Below are 22,116 nucleotides of genomic sequence, written 5' to 3'. Positions count from 1 at the left end.
TTTGACAGTTTTGTGAACAAAGTAAATAATAGAGTAAAGGGGTGCTGTTAAATGGATTCCAAGTTAAAAATGTTGAACGCTGTCAAGATAATCGGATTCACCTTGCTCGTCGTAGGAATTTCCATTTTCTCATACGGTTTCTTTGTAAGCGATTACAGTACAATTACCGGCATCGGAATTGGTACCGTAGTTGGCGCTGTTTTCATTTTCCTAATGGGGGTATTCTTCGTCGTTACGGAAGAGATGCTTGAAAAAGCTGACCACAGAATCCGCGAAGCAAATTAAAAACAGGCAAGGCGCACTCTTTGTAAGTGCACCTTGCCTGTTTTATATGATCTTACATATCCCACACTAAAATTAACAACGTACCGAAGATCGTTATGAGCGCTATAGCGATTCCATAATAGATGTTCGCGTATATCGCCGCTTTATCTTCCGATTCACCTGCATGCATGAAGCCAACAATTTGAACTGCCGCTTGTATGAATGCTGTGGCCAAAAGAATCGTTATCCCTACTGCAAATGACAACTCCATGAAATAAACAGTCAAAGCAGCTGCAGTGAGAACAAGTGAAAACACAAAGCCCATCACTTGTTTACGCGGGAATAATTCACTCATCTTACATCATTCCTTTCAAGTAGATAAAGCTGAAAATGAAAATCCAGACTATATCTAAGAAATGCCAGTAAAGTGAGAAGATGAATGATTTATTGGCCGTTTGTGGCGTCAAACCATGTTTTTTCACTTGCATAATGATGAATAATCCCCAGAATAGCCCAAGTGTTACGTGCGCACCGTGTGTCCCTAATGTCGTCAAAAGGATACCTGTAAATGCACTTACTTGAAGTCCCGCACCCACATTGACATAATGCGTGAACTCATAAATTTCCACACCCAAGAATGCTAAACCGAGAAGCAATGTGATTGAAAAGAATGTAATCATCGCATTCTTTCTACCAAGACGCATGGCATGGACACCAAGACCAATGGTAAAGCTACTCGTTAACAGCAATATGGTTTCAATGAGTACCGGAGTGAGTTCAAAGATTTCCGCTCCAGTCGGTCCACCAGCGGTACGATGCTCTAATGTGAAATAGGTTGCGAAAAGAGTTGCAAATAGCATCACTTCAGCGCCTATGAAAATCCAAAATCCTAAAATGTTCATCCTATTTTGTTCTGTTTTATATTCAAGCGGAAGTGAATTATCTATTTTCATCTGTTAACACCTCGCTATCTTTTTCTGTAGCTTCTATTTCTTCAACTGGAATGTAATAACCATCGTCTTTTTCAAATGAACGATGAGCCATGCACGCAAAGATTGCAATGGTCGTAATAATCACTGGAATCCACATACTAAACACGAACGAAAAGCCCCAGACGAAGAATAGGCAGCTCATGATAAACGGCATTCCGCTGTTATTCGGCATATGAATCTTCTCAATTTCCCCTTTAAATATTGGTTCTCCTTTTTTCTTATGATCCCAGAACGGCTCAATAGAATTCACTTGAGGCGTCCGTGCAAAGTTATACGATTGGACTGGTGTCTGTGTGGCCCATTCAAGCGTACGCGCATTCCACGGATCTGAACCGATATTTCGTGTCGAATATCGCGTACTGTAATAGATGTTATAGACGAGAATCGCAAAACCAATTGCTAGAATAGCTGCTCCCCCAAAGGAAAGCATATTTAATGGACCAAACCCGGATGCTTCAGAGTATGTGTACATCCGGCGAGCTTGACCATCCAAACCTGTGAAGAACATTGGGAAGAATGTAAGGTTAAAGCCAACAGCGATAAACCAGAAAGCCCATTTCCCGATTCTTTCACTTAACATGAAGCCAAACATTTTCGGCCACCAGTAGGTAAGACCAGCAAGCATCGCGAAGATAACACCTGGAATAATCGTGTAATGAAAATGCGCGACCAAGAACATTGTATTATGGTATTGATAATCAGCACTAGCCATAGCGAGCATGACACCGGTAACCCCGCCGATTGTGAAAATTGGTATGAACCCGACCGTATAGAGCATCGGAACCGTGAATTCAATTTTCCCTTTCCGCATGGTCAATAACCAGTTAAAGATTTTTATCCCCGTTGGAATGGCAATCGCCATCGTCGTAATCGAGAAAATACTGTTGGTCAGCGCGCCTTGCCCCATTGTGTAGAAATGGTGCGTCCAGACCAAGAACGAGAGAAATGAAATGATCACAATTGAAGCGACCATAGTCTTATAGCCATAAAGGTTTCGTCGTGAAAAGGTAGAAACAATCTCACTATAAATACCGAATGCCGGTAAAATGAGAATATATACTTCCGGATGTCCCCAAACCCAGAATAGGTTTGCCCAAAGCATATCCATTCCGCCGTTGGTCATCGAGAAGATATGGGTACCAAATAGACGGTCCATCGTCCCTAGCAGAAGTGTAACTGTCAGGACTGGGAATGCGAAAACGACTATCGCATTCGTGATGAGCGCTGTCCATGTGAACATTGGCATTTTCATCAATTTCATGCCAGGCGCTCTCATTTTAAAGATTGTTGTGACAAAGTTAATACCTGAGATTAACGTACCGATACCAGCAATCTGGATTGATAATAGATAATAATTCGTCCCTACAGATTGGCTAAAGTCATTTCCTGCTAGTGGGAAATAAGAAGTCCAACCAGCGTCAGGAGAACCGCCTACGACGAATGAGATGTTGAATAACATCGCACCCATGAAGAACAACCAGAAACTAAGTGCATTTAAACGAGGGAACGCTACATCGCGCGCCCCGATTTGTAAAGGTACGATGAAGTTCATCAATGCGTATATAAATGGCATCGCCATAAATATGATCATGACAACTCCGTGCGTCGTGAAAACTTCATTATAATGCTGAGCATCCAGCAATGTGTTATCAGGCACAGCAGTTTGTGCACGCATCATCAGCGCATCCACGCCGCCGCGGAATAACATCAGTAATGCAGCAATCAGATACATGATACCAATCCGTTTATGGTCAACAGTCGTCAACCATTCACGCCATAAATAGTTCCACTTTTTAAAGTAGGTTAAGCCTATGAGAATCGCAATTACAGTTAGGCCAATGGCAACCATTGCTCCGTAAATAGCAGGACTTGGATGTGGTATTGCAAATCTATCAAAGTAATCCAACATGTTGTACTCCTTTCGAAAACTTAATCCGTATTAGATAACGGTAAAAAAGATGAATCTACTAAAATTCATTTATGGTCCGAGTCATTAATTTCATCATCATGTGCGTCAACAGAATTAGCTTCATTATCATGAGAATGTCCTGATTCGTCGTTATGTCCATCATGGTGGCCTTCAGGTGGTGGTAAAAAATCCAAGTGAGTTCCACTAAATGTCAATTGCCCAAGATGGCCAGGTTCTAGTAACTCCTCAAAATGTTCTTCAGTTAGTGGATCAGCTGTCGCTTTTACGTCTTCTACCCATTCAGTAAACTCTGCTTCGGGCATCGCTTTCACATTAAAGATGTTCTCCGCGAAGCCTTTCCCACTAAAGTTCGAATTTCTTCCCATATACTCACCAGGAACTTCCGCTGCCAAATGCAATGTGGTAATCATATCTGACATCGCGTATTTCTGACCGCCTAGTTGTGGAATCCAAAAACTTGTGATCGGGCCGTATGAGTAAAGTCTGAATTCCAACGCCCTGTCTGTCGGGATATATAGATAGTTCACCGTTTCAATATCTTCTTCTGGATAACTGAAATGCCATTTCCAGTCAGAGGAAGCAGCATAGACGACCAGTGGTTTCTGATCTTCATATCCTTTCGGTGTCGCCTCAACTTCATAGGTGGATTTGACGGTAATAATTGAAAGGAAAATGATGATAATTACCGGAATCCCAACAATAAACCATTCAACAACTGGACTCCCTTCGATATGTGGGGGTTCATAATCTTCGTCTGTTTTCGAAGCTCGATATTTTACAAGGATGTATACCAATAAACTGAAAACGACGAGAACAACAATCGCCATTGTTGCGATCGAAATCCAAATAACATTGGAAATCGTTTCAGCTTGTGGTCCTTTCGGATCCAGTACCATCAACGGTTCACAACCTGATAATATGGCAACAATCCCGATCACCAAACTTAAAAATGCCCATTTCTTTCTCATGGAGGTGCCCCTTCCTATAGTTTTATATCCTTTTAAAATAGTAGTAATCGTAATATTGATTCGTAGTTTTCACCACGTAAAACTTATCTTAATATATCAAAACGCGAATAACAATTAGCTGAACCAGACTTCACAGAACCGTCACCGGAAAGCGTCGAATCGCGTCACAAAACATTCATGCAATCGCGATATAACCGACACATTTTGTACACCGAAAAGACACTTTCTTCTATGAAAAGCCTTTGAAACAGTATTTTTACATAGTGAAATCATCGCGTTAATGAAGATAATTATTATTAGTTTTATAGTAAGTCTCGGTGATGAAAAACCATCGAAAAAAGGAAGAACAATACCCATTGAGGTACTTGTTCTTCCTTTTTCATGTGATTGTCTGCCAACAAATTTAATGATCACGATTCACGATATGATTCAACACATGCTTCAGAAAAGTTGATTTACTTGGTACTTCTTGCAATGTTTCCATTGCAAGACAATAATGTTCCCACATCGCCTTTCTAGCACTATCAACACCCAAGATTGTCACAAATGTTGCATTGTCATTTTCAGCATCTTTTCCAATCGGTTTTCCCAATACGTTCAAAGCGCCTTCAACATCAAGCAAGTCATCCTTAATCTGAAACGCAATGCCTGCATGACGGGCGAATTTTTTCAACGCGTCTATTTCTTGTTCCTCTGCTTGAGCGAGAATTGCCGGCATGACAAGAGAAGCTTCGAATGCAATCCCTGTCTTATAAAAGCACATTCGATTCAATTCTTCCAGCGTCAGTTGTTTCCCTCTTGAATCCAAATCCATCGCCTGGCCTCTACACATATCCGCTACGATTCTGGACGAATACTGAATCAGATTCAGCACTGTTTTCGAATCGAACTGGTTAAGAGATGTTTGTTCCTCTACCGCTTTTTGAGTCAGAAATAGTGCGGTTAATTCTGCTATGGCAACGTCATATTTCTGATGTAAGGTTGGACGCCCTCTGCGCGTGGACGCATTATCCTGAGACGGTAAATCATCGATAATTAAGGATGCCGTATGCATATATTCCAATGATCGCAGAAGCGGTACGATTGATGACTTATTTAATCCATATTCGTTAACCCCCATGACCCAAGTCATGATTGGCCTTAGTCGCTTTCCGTCGCTGTCCAAACTGTAGTTTGCAGCATCAACTATTGACTCTCGTGTCAATAATTCATTTTCAACTTCTGGAATTATTAAAATGTCGTTGATTTGCTTACGTACGGTTTTAATTGTCTCAAGAAACGCTTCTCGCTCCATCTTTTCATTTTTCAATAACGAAATCATATGATCCCGAAGCAACTTATCGAAGAAGTCCACATCATCCGCTTTTCGAACCATATTTTGGATGACTTTATTGAAGGAAGGATTTCCTGAAGCAAATAAATCCATAATTTCGTTGTATTTTTTGATTCCCATTCGTTTTTTAAATCGTTTCAGTCCGTTTATTGCACGATTGAGTATCACTTCACTAGTCTTCTTATCAGAGTTGTACACATTATGGATCAAATTGTAGATGACCGTCCAGTACATTTCAAAAGGATTGATAAGATCCGTTCGCTTGTCATGATAGGTTAGATAATAGGTATAGGGTGTTACTCTTCCTTCCTTCAAATCATCAAACATATCAGCAAAATCATCTGCTAGCTGGTTGTAAATGCCATAGACGAAAGTTCGAGTATTGAAACCTTCATCATCAGGGGCACTAATGACTGAACGAGTTATTAAACGTGAAGAAGAGGATTTTAAAATGACGGGTATATAAAGTTCTTCATTGGTGTAATTTCCATTGGACAAGACCTTTTCACGATCCACTTCCTGAGAATTAAAAAACACATAAGACTGCTCAAAAAAGGATTTTCGTGTCTCTGGTTGCTGAAGCGTTTTAATAGAGTCAAAAGCATCTCCGAGTTCCGAATGAATAAATCGAATAAGTTCAGCGTTTTTTCCAGTCCACTCACCCAATGCAGGAACAGATCCTGCGATAAGTGCCGTGCGTATTAATTCGGAATAACGTTTTTGCTCTTGTGGGGCCAATACGTTAGCATCCAAAAGGTCGTCTATGAATGGATAGGTCAGTCCATAGGCGTACCCTAGCCTAATCGCTTCCTCAAGTTTCCGAGTACGTTCTTCTGGTGTTATCTCATCGTCCATCTCTTCTACAACATGGAGAATGACCCCAGCTATGATTTTGAGTAATTTTCGCTTGGCTTCCTCAGCATCCATCCCCTCTGGAATATTGGCGGACACCGTCTTTAATTTATCTATTACCCAGATTACGGTGGATTCAACGCCTTCTTTCTGGGCCAGTCGATACAACCCAGTTATACTAAACGGCTCCACTCGACCTTTAGCATTTGCATCTGTTAGGTAACTTTTTATACGATCAACTGTACGACGTATTCTTGATTGCGTATCAGGTGAGTCTAAAGCTCTTCCCAGATCTCTCATGTAAATATAAGAAATACTCCGGTCCAGATAATTCTCTAGTTTACCTGTGTAATCCAGCCATTGGATATAACTATGATACCCTTTAGAATCAGATTTCCCTTTCCCACTTGGAAATATAGATAAGAATGGATTTGGACGAATATGTTTCTTTTTCCAGGACTGTATATCTTTTATAAGGGATGTTGTATACGTCTTTTTCAATAGTTGTACGGAAAGTGATTCAAAATATTGAGCAGCTTCCTGCTCAGCCAACTGATAGCATACATCAGCATTTTCTAGTAACTCTTCATTCATAAGATTCAATACCTCTACTTATTGGTTTCTGATATATGTATGCGAAATAATTCAAACCCATGTTAAAATCTACACATCATCTCAGTTAATTCAGCTTACCTGTTACAAACATTCACGATAAATCATGCATATATACAAACATACACATGCTTACTGTTTGGAAGCATTTAGTTTAACACGTAAATAAGGATTAATGATATATATCCGATTGGTACCTATAGTCATAAATATTCTCGATTTTTCACACAAAATCGGTTTTAAGGATCAAGATAATGGGTATGAAAACAAGTAGTTACATTAAAATGGCTCATCAATGGTACAACAAATAAATAAATCGAAACTTAACTACTAAAAATGAGTGAATTTTGATGTCAACGAATTAGAAGTGTTCACAAGTAAAAAGTTTGTATGGTAATAACATTGAACCTAATTTCCCTAAGTGTTAATACATATATTTTTTGAAAGGATCACTTCTCCACATGCATCAAATAGAATTAGTGGAGAGGAAGTTATCAAACTGTCTAGAAGAAATGAGTTAGAAAAAAAAATTGAAGAAACAAGGGAGATGCTTTATCAAGTATATGTAGAAAATCCGAAAAACCCACAGGTGGTTTCTATTTCGCAGGAATTGGATGAACTACTGAACGAATATGAATCCTCAATATTGAAGTACGAGTGAGTAACTATACATTTTTAGTGTATTATTAGAATAATTTTCGACATTATTGGTCGCGGCATATTCAACCGAATTCTTTATTTCGAACTACCTGTTTAATCGCTATACATAAAAAATAGGCTGCCTCAAAATTCGCTTGTAAACAAATTTTGAGGCAGCCTATTTATTGTTATTCTTGTCATTCATAATTATTCTGCAGCAGCTAAGGGGTACTTCGGCATCCTTTAACATAGGTGAGTAATATTACTCTTTTATTCTTGATCAACAACCTACCGTTTGTAGGTATTCTTGGATTATTGGTCTATCCGGAGGGCTAATGTTCGACGGAAGTTTGTTGAAGTGAAAGAAACATAGTTCTTTGACTTCACTTTCATCCTTGTTCAATACGCCTTCATAATCAGTGCATATGTAAGCAGTGACCACATTATAAACCTCATCACCATGCGGATATTTATAGTAGAATTCTTCTCCAGAGTAGACATTGAACAAATCTAATTTATTTGCCACCAAACCTGTTTCTTCAAATAATTCCCTTTTAGCCGCTTCTTCTAAAGCCTCACCCATTTCTAAAGAACCACCAGCTAATCCCCAACAATTATTATCCTTTCGAAGTTGCAATAGTATTTTATTATCTTCATTTAAGACAATGACACATGCCCCAACCATAATAAGCGGACGACTACCAACAAACTTTCTTAATTTCTTAATATAGCCCATATACTGCCCCCCACAACAGCTTTACAGAAAGATTTCACCAGATTGTCTTTTTAAGCTTGTTCACTAATTTAATGACATTTTTACTTTCCCAACTTTTTTTAGTAACCCGTTATCCATAAAATAGCCATTAAAATTCAACATAAAAAGGATGGGTATTTTCGTCTAAACTATATTCAATTCTCTGTCTAAAATTCTTTATAGCTACCATTTCTAATGCTTTTTTTATTGGGAAAAAGCCTACTTCTAAACTCTCAGCACTCGTAGTAGGTTCTCCTCCGATTGCTTTAGCCAAAAACAAGGTATTACAAATAGATCGCTCTACATTTTGAAAGATCCCACAAAATTTGACAACCTCGATATCAATACCTGATTCTTCTTTCGTTTCTCTAATTGCTGCTGCCTTCAGTGATTCTCCCTCTTCTACTATTCCACCAGGCATCTCCCATCCTCTAAGTGGTCCTTTTATTAATAAGATTTCATTTTTATCGTTTCTCACAATTGTTGCTGCTGAAACAAAGTGCCTTGGTGCTGTCACAAGTTTACCCCCCATTAAAATCAGTTAATTTTTTATTGCACTCCGTAAATTTTTAACATTATTCGGATTAATCACCCACTTCTCCATAAGTTCTATCTGCCTCTCAGATTTTTTTACCTTTTAATATAATCTTCTAATTCTTTCTCAATTTCTTCATCACTTACCTTTGCTATCACTTCCATCTCTTTATCTTTAGCACCAAGGTGCTTGGAAATTAGCTTTAACTGGTAATTAATAGATGAAAGACTATAAATAACAAATAAAATAAACAATATAGCTACAATCTGCCAAAACATGAATATCTCCTCATTTCATTATGAATGAATTCCCTATTCAACTAAGCTACCCTTATCAGTATGTTGATGTTTTATTTTCCCTGTTTTTTAATTCCTCCATTATTGTTGGATTGTTGGATAATTGTTCACTTTGAAAAATTACTTGATATGCCTCTGCATTTCTTTCTTCACTCATCAAATTATGATATTGAGAGATTTCGTCTACCCATTTCTGAGAGAACTCCACATTTCCATTTGGCTCTTTTTTCGTTAATTCTAATGCTATATTCGCCATTTCCATAGCTTCTTCTGAATCGATGATTGTTAATAAATACGATATGTTTAAAAAACCAGCAGCTTTCTCTGGATCTATGTTAATTACTTTTCGCCTAGCATTGAGTGCTTCATCCCATTTCATTTGTTCTTCAAGAATCAATGCGTATTGATGCCATGCTTGGCTTTCATTTGGATGTTTCTTTGTTAATTTTTCATAAAGTTTTTCAGCGGTAGCAATGTCCGATTCTTGCCACCATGCATCCCATGCTTTTTGTAAATCTTTCTCCACAGAAAAAATAGTTTCGTTTAATGTATTTAATTGCAATCCCGTTATTTGGTCAAAGGATTCTTCAAATGAACCTGTTTCCTTTTGATGAAGGAGAATTGTCGATAATGCCTTTACGTCTCCTTGGCGTTCTACTATATATTCGATTGCTCTTTTGGCTAAATAATAGACATCTGTATCTTCAGATGCAGCATTCCATTTATTTGCAGTATGGAGGTTTGTATATTTTAAACCGGCGTCTATTTTCCCATGAATTGAAATTGTATCTACAATCTCATAACGAATGAATTCGCATATTCCCTCCTTATACCAAGCAGGTATATCCTGATCATTTATTCCTTCTTCCGCTAAAAATAAATCAATGAGATAATGACTATATTCATGTGCAAACGTCCCAATCATAAAAGACTCATCATCATCAAAACTTTCCCGCTCTTGATAAATCATCGCTCTTTTATTGCTTGAGTCATAAGAACCACCAACTGTTTCAGTAAAAAATGGGTGCAACTGTATGTAATCTTTAGAATTTCGAAGCGCAATAACTTCTAGTTTTTCGGTCTTAGTAATCTCCCGTCCGAAAATTTCTTTTTCAAGTTCAGTGATCCTTTCCATTGTATGAATTATTTCATTCACTATTTTCTCTGTGTCAGGATGATATCGAAACGTTATATGATCATGCTCTAAGACCGGATAATCCTCTATAATTGTTTGCAAATTTTCACTTGCAACAACTTTGTCTTGAAACACATTAATTTTCTCCCTTGCAGACAAATCTCCATACATATCATATATAGTAAAGTTAAAAAACCACATTACGCATAATAGCATGCTCGTCACCATTAAATATGAAATGGCTAACGACACGCTAAACCTACCATTTAACTTGAATAACTTAATATCCCCATTTATTAAACCGATTATCGCTACGATAAACAACACCAATAAAAAAACTAAGCCAGACAACAAAACGATTATTCCACCGATATTGTCCAAAAATAGGAAAATAACGCCTACTAATAGAGCTGTTAAAATTACACTAGATAATGTAATCATTACTTTTTTTATTTTTATCAATGGCTTCCCCCAAAACGTTGATATACCTATTTCCACCTATAATTCACTAAATTAATATTACCATATATTCAAAACATTCAAAAGGACATTTTTTTACAACTAAAATATGCGCAAAAAAAAAACAGTCGAAGCTGTCTTTTTTTGATTTGGTTTATTAAATTATAGTGGTAACATCGGTTTACCAAATTCGTTATTGATCACCTGTGCAAGACCTGTATAAATAGCTGAAATTCCGCATACTATTCCTACCCAGCCGGCTGCAATCTGTATTGAGTGAATTCCGGTGAAATCTGCAATAGATAAGAGTAAAAATAGAAACGTTAACGTTAGAAATATCAGCTGTAATGAGCGGCTTAGTTTCAGTGTAGCTACAAACATCATTAAGGTGAAAATCGCCCAAAGCAGAAGATAGAACCCCATGCTCTTGTCATCTGCTGCTGCAATTCCTTCAAATGGATCGATCCAGATTATGATTAAAGACCACCAGAAAAAACCATAAGTAGTAAAGGCAGTTGCGCCAAATACGTTGTTTTTCTTGAATTCCATGATACCAGCTATTATTTGTGCAGCCCCGCCTAAAGCGAAACCCATTGCAACAATTACAATTGATAGCGGAATAATGTCTGCATTATGTAAGTTCAAAAGCACTGTTGTCACACCAAATGCGAACAGTCCCAGTGGAGCTGGATTTGCAATAATAGATTGATTGTTTTCGTTTGCCATGTTGATTCCCCCTAATCATCAATTAGAGTATACCATAAAAAAACTAATTTTACAGATATTGTAAAAATACTCACAACAAAAAAATGGACCCATTCTGACTCCACATTTTCACCTCATATAAGCACTCCACCGTTCCCTGTTAGAAGAAGCCTTGCTACAAGAGTTCGACGACAAAATACTAGAATGCATATGACTGGTTCTTTGAACGGCTTTCATTACCATATCGAATAAAGTCATAAACCACAAGGGATAGTGAGGATTGATTAAAAATGCGACTTTATTACAGAACACTACTTTACAAACTTGAATATATTAAGAGCAGAGTGAGTAAGTGAATGGAGGTTAAGAGTTTGCATAAAAATAATTCATATTCATTCAATGAGAATCCAGATAATCAAAATGACCATACAGTCAGTGAAAGTGCTAAACTTGCTGTCGTTGCGGGATTAATCAGTACATTTGGGGATGCCTTAGCCACTTTATCAGCAGTCCTTGCCATAGAAGAAGCACGGCAAGGACAAAGTAATAATGAAGATAATAAAAACATGCAGAAACAGATAGATTATTTAATTACTGAAATAGAAAAAATCAAAAGGCAGATGAATCGCCAGTGGAGATAGAAAACTTCAACATGATAAGGAAAGTTCATTCGTTAGTTTAAGAATGACATAACAGTTCTGTTGGAAGTTCTGTCTCTATGATTTTCTTTTCAAAAGAAATCTCATAGGCCTTGGCAGAAGGTCTCGAGCTAATTATGTTAAAGATTTCTTGTTCTTTATAATGAATAGCAGCCCCATCATCAATCCCAATTCCCGATTGTATTTTTTTAGATTCAATGAGTTTGTGAAATGCAGGTCTTCTTGCAAGATCCCCATCGTAATGTGGACAAGCACTTCCCTTGAGGAAACCAAGACATTTTAATGGTTCAAGACCATCTCCAAACGAATCAGTTACGCCTTCTTCAAACCAACAAATTGCGCCTGCACTCAGCCCAGCTAAAATAACTCCTTGATTCCACGCTTTTTTCAAAATATCGTCTAAACCCCACTCTTTCCATAAAGCTAAAAGATTTTTAGTGTTTCCTCCACCAACATAAACAATGTCTTTCTCTAAAATAAAACGCTCCATATCCCTGGTTGGGGGCTCAAATAAAGAAAGATGAGATGGATTACAACTTTGTTGACTAAAAAATTTATAAAACCTTGATATGTAATCATCAGAATCACCGCTAGCTGTTGGAATGAAGCAAATTTCAGGTTTGTTTTTCTTAACTTGTTTCAATATATATGAATCTAACAATGGATTATCTGGTTCCATAGAGAAACCGCCGCCGCCAAGGGCTATTATTTGTCTCATTAACTAATTCCCCTCCAGAATATGTCGCGTTGCCCATTTTAATTAAACTTCCAGTGCATCAGTTACCGATTTCCATGCCGATGATGATGGATCGATAATCATGAAATGTTCTACCTCTGGAAGTACGATCAAACGAACTTTATCGCCCTGCTCACTAGCCCTGCGATGATACTCGATACTCAGTTCAACTGGGACATGGCGGTCTAATTCACCATGAATTAAAATTTGCTCTACATTCAAAGGCAATAGTTCTACCGGTGATGCTATCCTATAACGTTGAGATACTTCATGAGGTGATCCACCCATGAAAGAAGCTACGGGACTACTAATCCCTTTTTCTTCATGAATCTCCCACATCTTCCCTAAATCCAAAACGCCTGCCAAACTGATCACGCGTTGTATAGGTACAAGTAGCGGTTTATTGATTTCATCCATTTGAACTTTATTCAAGCGAGATGCCAACCATAGCGCCAAATGTCCTCCTGCTGAATGCCCAAGGATAACCACTCGAGAGAGATTGAGCTGAAAGCGATCCTCAATTTGGGTGAGGTGATTTACAGCATCTATGACATCCATCAATGTTCCCGGCCAACCTCCGCCGTCTTCTCCGACTCGACGATACTCAATATTCCAAGTCGCATAACCACGACTAGTTAAGTCTTCATCCAGCGGATTGTTTTCTTCCAGTCCGTATTTCGATTGCCAGAAACCACCATGAATCGTAATCACAACCGGTTTCAGCCCAGGCAACTCAGGGATACGTAGTTCGCCGAATTGGGACGGATGATCCCCATATGGAATCTGAAAAACCTCTGACATTGTAAAAACCCCTTTCACGCAAGTCTTACAGAGCTTCTTATACACTTTACCATATCTTCTAAATACTTCGTCGACAATCACTATTTATCTTTTCTTAAATTTTGATATAGTTAGATATGAGACGACACTTATTCATGATAATTACTAAAAAAAGTAGATTTAATTAAAGATAATGAGTTTGGAGGTTCTATATGAACGAAACACAAAAAATTAGTGTAGACGGCATTTCATTCCAATTAAAAGAAAAACATGATTTTGAATGGCTTAGATCTATTGGCAATGTGTTTTGTGTTTTTGATGAACAAGATTCTGGAAACATATGCTTTGGGGTAGAAAAAGACGGCATTAAAAGGTTTGTAAAATATGCAGGTGCGAAGACCGTAGCATTTTCTGGACATCTTGAAGAGGCGGTAGCTAGATTGAAGCAGTCTGTACCTATATATAACAAGCTGCGTCATCCCTATGTGGTCAAATTAATTGACCATTTTCAAGTATTTGATGAATATGCATTAGTGTTTGAGTGGTTTGACGGGGAATGTCTTCATGCTCATTGGGCTTTTCCACCACCACAAAAATATACCCATCCTGACTCACCGTTTTACCGTTTTAGACAGTTACCTATTGAACTACGTTTAGCCTCGCTTACATGTATTTTTGAATTCCATGTATCTATTGAGAAAAAGGATTATGTAGCGATTGATTTTTATGATGGAAGTATTTTATATAATTTCGAGAAAAATCGCATGATGATCTGTGATATTGATTTTTATCGAAAAAAGCCATATGTCAATACAATGGGCAGACTATGGGGTTCTTCAAGATTTATGTCACCAGAAGAGTTTGAAATGGGTGCTGAAATTGATGAGCGGACTAACGTATATAATATGGGTGCGATTGCATTTGGGTTAATAGGCGGGGAACTCGATCGGTCAATGAGTAAATGGGATGCAAGTAAGGAACTTTATAAGATTGCATTAAAAGCAGTTGAAAAAGAAAAGATAGATAGATATGCAACAGTTGAAGCTTTTTTCACTGCCTGGGAAAACGAAGTGAAACAGTTTAAATAATGGCATTTTGTTAAAAAACCCGGAATCCTATTCAGGAAACCGGGAGATAGGGTAGATCGCTGACCTGGGTTCTTTTCAATTAGTGCTTATTTCCATTCTTCCATACACCAAACTTTTCTCATTTTAGTATCTACCTTTACATTTTTGCCGATTGCGATAGGGTGCATCGGATGTGTATGACACGTATCAAATTCAGCTAATATCGGAAGGGTTCTTCCATCTAGTTGTTCTAGCAAAAGATCAATCGGTTGTTTCCCTGTTCCTAAATCATCGAAACATTCATGTTTGCCAAGAATAATAGCAGCGATTTTATCAAAAACACCATGTAGTTTTAGCATAGCAAAATTCTTTTCAACAATCGAAGCATCTTTCATACTATCTTCGATTAATAGAATATCCCCCTCATGAATGGTTGGAAAATATTCAGTCCCTATAAAGCCATACATCGCATTATTATTGCCGCCAATTAGTCTTCCCTCCACTATGCCATCATTAAATCCCAACCATTCATTTGAATAAAGTGGTTTTTCCTGCGTTTTTTCTAGCCAATTAACAGGTTCATCTGACCAAAACTCAGACATCGGGATTTCATATGGCAGCGCTGGATTTTCACAAAAATAAGATTCAAAAAATCTGTATGTCTCCTGTACTAAAGGTTCAAATTCTCCAAAAGAAGGGACTAATGCCGGTCCATAATATGTAGGTATGCCAGTCTTCGCATACAAAGCCAGTAATATTGCTGTGGCATCCGAATAACCAACGACGAGTTTTGGATTTTCACGAAATGCATCGTAGTCGATATACGGAAGTATACTATTCGAATTCGTGCCGCCAATCATCGACATAATCATTTTAATCGTCGGATCACTTAATAATTCATTTAATTCTTCAGCTCGCGCTTTTGGCGTTCCTGAACGGTAACCTTCGGATTGACTTGTTAAACTGCCCTCAATAATTTGAAAGCCTTTTTCCTCTAGAAATGCTTTTCCGCGTTCATATCTAACCTTTGCTGTAACGGAAGCCGGAGATGACGGAGTAAATATACCAATCCTATCTCCTTTTTGTAGTTTCTTCATAACGATTTTCAGCCTCCCTATTTCAATTTCTTACTACACCAAGGACAAAAATCTATCCCGATACATGAGGTACCACCATCATGAATGATTAATCCATAGTCCTTATTCTTTTCATCAAATATAATGATCTTGTCAGGACATTCAAAAGGACTTGCATGTAGATCGCACTCAAAATTTGCATGATAGTCCATATCTTCACAACAATGTTTTTGCATAATTGTACTTCTCCTTTTCCTAAATTGGACAAATGGATTTGATAGACTAATCTTCTAAATCATACATTTAACTATTGTTGTTCAGCCTCTACATAGAATGGTAGCATATTTCTGAAGATAACTTATAATAGATTTAGGCAAAAATACAGTAAGAGGTGAATTGTAATATGGGTAATGTACAAAATACTTTTGGTTTAAACAATTTCAAAACGATGAAAGAAACATCAAAAGCTGTTGAATTTAAAAATATTGTAAACGATGAAGTAATTTATTCACTTCCAAATAAAGAGATTACTATTGTTTTAAATCCAAAAACAGTTGGAGTTAATAAAGAACTAGAGGAAAAATCTTCTGGGTTAAATCATAATACTGCTTTCCTTAAATTTCCCAAGAGAGATCACACTGGCAATGGACCAATCTGCTATGGACATGCTTATAAATTTCAATCTGATGATGAATTAAATGTTTTTTTACGCGAATTAAATAATAATTCTAGATAGGGAGGATTCGACTGGGCTGGATCGGAATAAAGGCGGGGTATTTCCATTTCATTATGGTGTGAGTGTTCGAACGGATCAGCAAACCTATATATTTAGTTGCGAGGATAAAACGTGTGAAGAAGTTGGTTTTCCTGAAACGACATATTCACGATATAGCGAGGAAGAACCCATCTTACCATTGAACCAAGCCAAAGAGTAAAGCGACCTGTGAAAACCACACTTACGCCAATATAAAATGTGGTTTTCTTTGAATTCGATTCTTTAATTTTAGCTTATTAAGTTTTAATCATAACGAGCTATTTATTATTTTAATAAGCCGTTCCGAATTCTCCAGTGAGAGCACTTCAGATAACTTTGCGCCTGCAATGATTGGCGCCCATTGAATAATTTCTGATCTTGATAGTCCACTCTTTTCACAGTATAGTCGCAGATACAATTCAGCTAATTCGACGGTAAGCTGGGCATACAATAGGTATGTCCGATAGACATCAGCACGAATATCCCCCGCACTCGAATCAACCCAATCTATGACGACCACTTTGTTATCTGTCAAAATTAAATTAAATAAGTGAAAATCACCATGGCAAAGCCTGTTCTCAAATGTAATTGATTTCAACTTCTTCAATAGATACGATTTTTGACTTGTTTCGAGAATAGGAGCAGCGACAATTTGACGGGATAATTTATCAAACATGGGTTCAATGGTATCTGGGATAATGCTATGAATCTTTTGTTGAACTTCAACAGAAATACTTAAGTAATATTCAGCCTTCTCCATATCCTCCAATAATAGTTCGCCTAAAGTTCTTCCCTCAATATACTCCATAATAATCGATTGCTTTCCATTTACTTTCGTGACATTAAAAATCTCAGGTACAGGAAGACCGCATGAATAGGCATGTTTTTGCTTATTTGCTTCAAATATGGATTCCGTTTCCGGTAAGTAATCATTAAAAACTTTCACAACTTTATTGTCATATAAGTAGATATCAGCAGTATTTCCACTTGCTATTGGATTTCCTAAATTCATTGAATCCCTCCTCCATCCAAAATCTATTGATGAAAATTGAATTTGCAATATTCTCATTTACTAACAATGGATTTAAGTTGTAATCACTGAACGTTAAGATTGCCACTCTACCTCTAATGATTATCTACTCATTTCCAATTATTTCTTCTAATAAACCCATCTGCTTAACTGCTTCAATATCATTAAAAAAGTTTTGTAAACTTGCTTTAAACTTATTATCCTCAAAATCTTTTGAGTAACCTAGACATAAGTTCAAGATACTGTCTAATTTTCCTCCTCTACCAGCAATAAAATATGTTGTCAGTATTTGGTCATTCTTACTCGCAAGCACTACAACTGTCGCCATCTCTAGTATATATTCTATGTCTTCATCCGAAATAGTTCTATGCTTCTTTTTAAAGTTAGTAAATTCATAGCTATTAATCGAGTGAATTCGTCCCTCAAGTAATTCTAGAATTGGTTTTTTATAGATGATATAAACTCCCTTGATCAGCTTCATTTCTGGAGCATAGTAATCATCTAATATAATTTTTATACGTTGATCTTCTTTAGAGATTTTTATTCCTTCTAAATAATGTACTAATATATAATCTACTTCTTCGATTCTTTTGGGAGGAAATGATTTCTTTAAATCATATTTTATTCTCATTCTATACATCCTTTATATATATCAAAAGTTTTTTTGCAAAGGTTTCCGAAATCAAACACCTAATTATCAATCACATTATCCGGATCAACCAAGTTTGAAAAGAACCATGTGGCTCCCTCATCTACTGTCGTAAATCTTGCCAAAACTTTACCGCCTTGATAATCCCCGTTAGGTCCCTGGTTCACGAGTAAAAATCCTTGTGTCCCATCAATCGCCGGAATTTCGGCTATTGTAAAAATCCCTTGATATTCAATGGGTATCGGGATGTCAATCTCCTCCCAACGCTCGCCGCCATCGGTCGTTCGAAAAAGAAATGGACGTTCCGGTTCATCATTTTCCCTAACGGAACCAAACGACATAAATCCAAGATTCTCATTACTAAATCCACCGCCCGTGACGTGTCGATATGTCTCTTCAACAGTCCCCGCGTGTTTCCAACTTTCTCCGCCATCATCCGTTTTGTAAATAGCATTCCCTTCAAAGCCCATCGACCGGTCATAACTTATGATCAAATAACCATTTTCATCTGATGTAAAACCAAGAAATCGAGCCCTAACGCCAGGCAAATCTGTGACATCGGACTTTTCCCATGTTTTCCCCTCATCCGTAGTTTGTAAAATCTTGAACTGGGTCTGCGGAAAATCTTCTTGATTCACTATTTCTTCACCTATTACAAATGCTGTCCTATCCTGAGAAATCACATAACTACCATCTATCAAGTATTCTTTGGAACCGCTATAATCTCCCGCAAACAATTCATCAAGAGTAGTCGGCACATACTTCCAGTCATCCCCGTTGTTATACGTCACCTTCAGTTGACCATTTTGAATCTCATAGCGGTTATTCTCATCGGGCACGGCAATACCTGCATCCTTTTGATACGTATCCATAACAGGCGGAAGCCCGGAAACAGCGTCTGCAGTCTCCTCAATCTGAGTTAGCGAATAGTTGTTTTCTTCAACCTGCTTAATCCTCAATGTCCATTGAATATCTTGAACTGTTCCATCCTCTTGCACCTTTCCCCAGTTATTGTGAATGGACCAATTTTTCTTTTCTAACTTCGCTGAAAAGGTAACACCAATTGCAAACTCAGTTTCATCCCCCGCAAGTAATTGAATCTTGTCGTAACGAACGTCCGATATTCTTTTCCATGGGCTCACATTCTCTTCTGTATATGGCTTCGTTAATTCCATCCAAAACCCATAGGCAATACTTTCAAGGTCTTTATTGTCAGGATCCACCGCAACAACCATGGGCAACTGTTTATTAAAATCTACTTTGTAGTAGTTAAGATAATATGTACCTACGCTAGCTATAACAACAAGCAGCAACATACTCATACTAATCATCACATTCAACTTTTTGTTTTTAGGTGTAAACATGTAAAAACCCCTTCTCCTGGAATTATTATTTCCAAACACAAACATTTCAACTTTGGTATAAAGACTTGGAATTGAACAATTGGTTGCACAACTCTTTCTTAAAAATGAAACAAATATCTCTTTGTAAGAGTCAATAACATTAACCTTATAGAAATATTCCGACTTCTATATAGGAAAAAGGAGTGAGGTAGAATGAAGTTGAAAAGCGCAGCAATCCTAATTATAGTTTCTATCGTATTGGTCTATCTAGTTTCTAATTTTATCTTCAGGGGCGATATTAAAATCTTAGTACACAATGATACTCAGTCGGAACAAAAGGTTTGGCTTACGCCTCAAGAAGAACACACTTATCTAATACCAACAGGTAAAAAGAGAAGTATTAAGTATTCAAAGGAGGATTTCCAACTCAGTTTAACACTAAACTATTTGGACACTGCAGGAAATCCTAAATCGATTGTGTTAAGTGAATATGTAGAAAAGCACGAGTCAGGAACTGTTAGAGTAAAGATGAAACAGGAACCTAATAAGGAAGTTGAACTTGAAATAATAGACAAAGTTAATTAACAGTAGGCTGGGAAAATTTAAATAAGCCTAACGCAATGAAAATGGAATATTAGTCTCTGAGAGGGAGTGACATTAGTCATTTCTTCTTTGTGTTCTTTCCCTTGTTCCTTAGCAGGCCCTATAACTATTCCCACTATTTGTTCATGTTTCGTGCAACGGCACCAATTTTCACAAATATACTTATAAATACTTTGTTATAGTTGCGAATAAAGCTATTTTCTTTTCGTTATATAGGGTGTAGAAGCTTTTACAAAGAAAAAGAGGCGAAAACTATGAAGTCAAATGAATCCAACTTTATCAAACGTCTCCAATCGGGAAAGGAAGATGCTTTAGACTATATTGTTGATCAGTATTTACCACTCATTAAAAGTGTTGTTCAACAAGTTCTAAGACCCATTCAACGAGAAGAGCTAGTCGGAGAGTGCGTGAATGATGTTTTTCTATCAGTTTGGCAGAACGCCAGGAAGTTTCGCGGCGGGGATGAAAATGGTTTCAAGAACTGGATTTGTGCCGTAGCAAAATACAAGGCTATCGATTATTACAGAAAAGAAGTAAAGAATCATGAAATTCCTACCGAGTTTTTGGAAAACCGCCCCATTCTGGAATCGATGGAAGTAGATGTGGGAGACACCGTCAATGACCTGCTCAATCAATTAGATCCAATTGATCGAAAGATTTTCATCATGAAATACCTTTTAGGCTTTTCATCCGAGGAAACTGCAGAAAAGATGAGTTTAAGCAAGTCCGCTATCGACAATCGAATTTATCGCGGTAAAAAGAAGATTCGTCATAATGGGAGGGTTTTATATGAAGGACGTATATGAACACTTAAACGATATCGATATGGGTGTCAGTCGACTTGAAGAAGTGGAAGTCAGTGAAGCAGAAAAAGAAAAAGTGAAGATGCAGCTAAAAGGAAAAATCAGAAAGAAAAAGCCTGTCAGGTGGCGGAAGATAGCGGCGGCAGCATCGATTTCCATCGGAATATCTGCAGCCTCTTTATTCGGATTATCTTACACCTCATTTGCCCAGGAAATTCCTATATTAGGCAACTTGTTTCAATTATTTAATGGTGACGGACTTTATGGAAGTTACGAGGAAAATTCCGAATCCCTTACGATTGCAAAAGAGGATAACGGTATAAACGTAACGATGAATGAAGTCATATTCGACGGAAAAGCCTTATACATGACGTATACAATCGAGAGTGAAATGGATCTTGGGGAGTCTCCTGTATTGACTGGCATACCCACTATTCTTGATTCACCTTCAATGATTTATTCAACGCGACATGAACTATTGAAAAGCGGTGAAAACAAGTATGTTGGTCTGACGACCGCTCACCTATTAACAGAGGATCAAGTGGATAAAGGCAGTTTTGAATTTTTGATTGAAAGCGTTGTTCCAGATTCAGCATTAGGTAGCGAAGCGATAACTGGTAATTGGGCCTTCAGTTTTGAACTAAGTTCCACCGATAACATAGAGCAACTGGTCAATCTAAATGCAGATAGTAATGGTGTTGATGTGACAGTCAAGAAGGTTGTCTATACCCCGATGTCTTTTCTACTTTATTATGATGAAGAGCTATCAAATGAGGTAAAGGAAAATTGGGATTTTGTATTAGTCGATATTATCGTAAAAGACGATTTGGGCAATGTGTATACGAACAAGCATAATGGTGGATACAGCAATTCGTTCACACAACTTCACCATACCAATACATTTGAAAAATTGAATCCTGAAGCGACAATGCTAATCGTCACGCCAGTCGTACGGCTGTTAGAAAAAGATGGCACAAAAGAAAACGGTTCTATCTACCGAAATGAGGACAGCAATGCAGCAGAGGAGGAGTTCCAGTTAGAGGAAATCGTCATTGAAATTGAAAAATAGTTTTTCAGGTAGCTGTGTATGTAACAATCGTGAATGTTTAAACTTTCATGATTGTTTAGTGCACAGCAACTTT

Annotated in this window: 26 protein-coding genes; 9 read left to right on the top strand and 17 right to left on the bottom strand. The window is 37.5% G+C overall.

The features are described 5' to 3' along the window. Nucleotides 1–51: 51 nt before the first annotated feature. Nucleotides 52–285, top strand: a complete 234-nt coding sequence (locus AC25Y1_RS14305) for a hypothetical protein (RefSeq protein WP_488148671.1) — start codon at nucleotides 52–54, stop codon at nucleotides 283–285. Between the two features lie 52 nt (nucleotides 286–337). Here the strand turns inward: AC25Y1_RS14305 and qoxD are convergent, their stop codons facing one another. The 5 genes from qoxD to AC25Y1_RS14280 all read right to left on the bottom strand — a co-directional run bounded on the left by qoxD (nucleotide 338) and on the right by AC25Y1_RS14280 (nucleotide 6,933). Beyond that, nucleotides 338–619 (bottom strand): cytochrome aa3 quinol oxidase subunit IV, encoded by a 282-nt coding sequence (qoxD, locus tag AC25Y1_RS14300; RefSeq protein ID WP_488148670.1) that lies wholly within the window; start codon nucleotides 617–619, stop codon nucleotides 338–340. A 1-nt stretch (nucleotide 620) separates the two neighbouring features. After that, nucleotides 621–1,217: a cytochrome aa3 quinol oxidase subunit III gene (gene qoxC, locus AC25Y1_RS14295; RefSeq protein WP_488148669.1), complete on the bottom strand. Its 597-nt coding sequence runs from the start codon at nucleotides 1,215–1,217 to the stop codon at nucleotides 621–623. Continuing rightward, entirely contained in the window at nucleotides 1,204–3,162 is a 1,959-nt protein-coding gene (qoxB, locus tag AC25Y1_RS14290; protein WP_488148668.1) for a cytochrome aa3 quinol oxidase subunit I, read from the bottom strand. Before qoxB ends, qoxC begins: the two co-directional genes overlap by 14 nt. Before the next feature lie 68 nt (nucleotides 3,163–3,230). Further along, complete coding sequence (qoxA, locus tag AC25Y1_RS14285; protein WP_488148667.1) at nucleotides 3,231–4,154, bottom strand: cytochrome aa3 quinol oxidase subunit II; 924 nt, start codon at nucleotides 4,152–4,154, stop codon at nucleotides 3,231–3,233. Nucleotides 4,155–4,557: 403 nt separating this feature from the next. Continuing rightward, entirely contained in the window at nucleotides 4,558–6,933 is a 2,376-nt protein-coding gene (locus AC25Y1_RS14280; protein WP_488148666.1) for a polyprenyl synthetase family protein, read from the bottom strand. Between the two features lie 439 nt (nucleotides 6,934–7,372). On the opposite strand from AC25Y1_RS14280, the gene AC25Y1_RS14275 reads away from it, so the two are divergent. Then, nucleotides 7,373–7,612 (top strand): Spo0E family sporulation regulatory protein-aspartic acid phosphatase, encoded by a 240-nt coding sequence (locus AC25Y1_RS14275; RefSeq protein ID WP_488148665.1) that lies wholly within the window; start codon nucleotides 7,373–7,375, stop codon nucleotides 7,610–7,612. Nucleotides 7,613–7,870: 258 nt separating this feature from the next. Here the strand turns inward: AC25Y1_RS14275 and AC25Y1_RS14270 are convergent, their stop codons facing one another. The 5 genes from AC25Y1_RS14270 to AC25Y1_RS14250 form a co-directional block, all read right to left on the bottom strand. After that, nucleotides 7,871–8,326, bottom strand: a complete 456-nt coding sequence (locus tag AC25Y1_RS14270) for an NUDIX hydrolase (RefSeq protein ID WP_488148664.1) — start codon at nucleotides 8,324–8,326, stop codon at nucleotides 7,871–7,873. 127 nt (nucleotides 8,327–8,453) lie between these two features. Further along, nucleotides 8,454–8,876, bottom strand: coding sequence for an NUDIX hydrolase (locus AC25Y1_RS14265; protein ID WP_488148663.1), 423 nt, complete (start codon nucleotides 8,874–8,876; stop codon nucleotides 8,454–8,456). Between the two features lie 98 nt (nucleotides 8,877–8,974). Then, nucleotides 8,975–9,157, bottom strand: a complete 183-nt coding sequence (locus AC25Y1_RS14260; RefSeq protein WP_488148662.1) for a hypothetical protein — start codon at nucleotides 9,155–9,157, stop codon at nucleotides 8,975–8,977. 55 nt (nucleotides 9,158–9,212) lie between these two features. Next, the gene (locus tag AC25Y1_RS14255; protein WP_488148661.1) at nucleotides 9,213–10,772 is read right to left on the bottom strand and encodes a collagenase; all 1,560 of its coding nucleotides are present in this window, start codon (nucleotides 10,770–10,772) and stop codon (nucleotides 9,213–9,215) included. Between the two features lie 159 nt (nucleotides 10,773–10,931). Next, nucleotides 10,932–11,495, bottom strand: coding sequence for an acetate uptake transporter (locus AC25Y1_RS14250; RefSeq protein ID WP_488148660.1), 564 nt, complete (start codon nucleotides 11,493–11,495; stop codon nucleotides 10,932–10,934). Between the two features lie 350 nt (nucleotides 11,496–11,845). Here AC25Y1_RS14250 and AC25Y1_RS14245 point away from each other — a divergent pair, with 350 nt between their 5' ends. Continuing rightward, nucleotides 11,846–12,115, top strand: a complete 270-nt coding sequence (locus tag AC25Y1_RS14245; protein ID WP_488148659.1) for a hypothetical protein — start codon at nucleotides 11,846–11,848, stop codon at nucleotides 12,113–12,115. A gap of 37 nt (nucleotides 12,116–12,152) precedes the next feature. Here the strand turns inward: AC25Y1_RS14245 and AC25Y1_RS14240 are convergent, their stop codons facing one another. Next, on the bottom strand, nucleotides 12,153–12,851 hold the full coding sequence (locus AC25Y1_RS14240) for a Type 1 glutamine amidotransferase-like domain-containing protein (protein ID WP_488148658.1): 699 nt from the start codon (nucleotides 12,849–12,851) through the stop codon (nucleotides 12,153–12,155). Nucleotides 12,852–12,893: 42 nt separating this feature from the next. Beyond that, nucleotides 12,894–13,670 (bottom strand): alpha/beta hydrolase family protein, encoded by a 777-nt coding sequence (locus AC25Y1_RS14235; protein WP_488148657.1) that lies wholly within the window; start codon nucleotides 13,668–13,670, stop codon nucleotides 12,894–12,896. A 191-nt stretch (nucleotides 13,671–13,861) separates the two neighbouring features. On the opposite strand from AC25Y1_RS14235, the gene AC25Y1_RS14230 reads away from it, so the two are divergent. Beyond that, entirely contained in the window at nucleotides 13,862–14,737 is an 876-nt protein-coding gene (locus AC25Y1_RS14230) for a serine/threonine-protein kinase (RefSeq protein WP_488148656.1), read from the top strand. An 86-nt stretch (nucleotides 14,738–14,823) separates the two neighbouring features. Here the strand turns inward: AC25Y1_RS14230 and AC25Y1_RS14225 are convergent, their stop codons facing one another. Both AC25Y1_RS14225 and AC25Y1_RS14220 read right to left on the bottom strand, forming a co-directional pair. Next, nucleotides 14,824–15,813 (bottom strand): S66 family peptidase, encoded by a 990-nt coding sequence (locus tag AC25Y1_RS14225; protein WP_488148655.1) that lies wholly within the window; start codon nucleotides 15,811–15,813, stop codon nucleotides 14,824–14,826. Nucleotides 15,814–15,830: 17 nt separating this feature from the next. Then, nucleotides 15,831–16,028: a DUF6980 family protein gene (locus AC25Y1_RS14220; protein ID WP_488148654.1), complete on the bottom strand. Its 198-nt coding sequence runs from the start codon at nucleotides 16,026–16,028 to the stop codon at nucleotides 15,831–15,833. Between the two features lie 167 nt (nucleotides 16,029–16,195). On the opposite strand from AC25Y1_RS14220, the gene AC25Y1_RS14215 reads away from it, so the two are divergent. Further along, nucleotides 16,196–16,528, top strand: coding sequence for a hypothetical protein (locus AC25Y1_RS14215; protein ID WP_488148653.1), 333 nt, complete (start codon nucleotides 16,196–16,198; stop codon nucleotides 16,526–16,528). A gap of 58 nt (nucleotides 16,529–16,586) precedes the next feature. Continuing rightward, a complete protein-coding gene (locus tag AC25Y1_RS14210; protein ID WP_488148652.1) occupies nucleotides 16,587–16,727 on the top strand; it encodes a hypothetical protein in 141 nt (46 codons plus the stop codon). A gap of 87 nt (nucleotides 16,728–16,814) precedes the next feature. On the opposite strand, the gene AC25Y1_RS14205 is transcribed toward AC25Y1_RS14210, so the two are convergent. The 3 genes from AC25Y1_RS14205 to AC25Y1_RS14195 form a co-directional block, all read right to left on the bottom strand. Then, the gene (locus tag AC25Y1_RS14205; protein WP_488148651.1) at nucleotides 16,815–17,558 is read right to left on the bottom strand and encodes an aminoglycoside phosphotransferase family protein; all 744 of its coding nucleotides are present in this window, start codon (nucleotides 17,556–17,558) and stop codon (nucleotides 16,815–16,817) included. A 124-nt stretch (nucleotides 17,559–17,682) separates the two neighbouring features. After that, entirely contained in the window at nucleotides 17,683–18,207 is a 525-nt protein-coding gene (locus AC25Y1_RS14200) for a hypothetical protein (protein WP_488148650.1), read from the bottom strand. Between the two features lie 59 nt (nucleotides 18,208–18,266). Further along, complete coding sequence (locus AC25Y1_RS14195) at nucleotides 18,267–19,589, bottom strand: WD40/YVTN/BNR-like repeat-containing protein (RefSeq protein WP_488148649.1); 1,323 nt, start codon at nucleotides 19,587–19,589, stop codon at nucleotides 18,267–18,269. 192 nt (nucleotides 19,590–19,781) lie between these two features. On the opposite strand from AC25Y1_RS14195, the gene AC25Y1_RS14190 reads away from it, so the two are divergent. From AC25Y1_RS14190 to AC25Y1_RS14180, 3 genes are all read left to right on the top strand, one after another. Continuing rightward, complete coding sequence (locus tag AC25Y1_RS14190; protein WP_488148648.1) at nucleotides 19,782–20,153, top strand: hypothetical protein; 372 nt, start codon at nucleotides 19,782–19,784, stop codon at nucleotides 20,151–20,153. Between the two features lie 272 nt (nucleotides 20,154–20,425). Further along, nucleotides 20,426–20,977, top strand: coding sequence for a sigma-70 family RNA polymerase sigma factor (locus AC25Y1_RS14185; protein ID WP_488148647.1), 552 nt, complete (start codon nucleotides 20,426–20,428; stop codon nucleotides 20,975–20,977). Continuing rightward, a complete protein-coding gene (locus tag AC25Y1_RS14180) occupies nucleotides 20,961–22,043 on the top strand; it encodes a DUF4179 domain-containing protein (RefSeq protein WP_488148646.1) in 1,083 nt (360 codons plus the stop codon). The genes AC25Y1_RS14185 and AC25Y1_RS14180 overlap by 17 nt, the downstream gene beginning before the upstream one ends. Nucleotides 22,044–22,116: the final 73 nt, after the last annotated feature.

The organism is Sporosarcina sp. Y1009 (genome assembly GCF_057669865.1).
The sequence above is the reverse complement of the archived record's forward strand: the minus strand, read 5'-3'. Positions and strand labels throughout refer to the sequence as shown.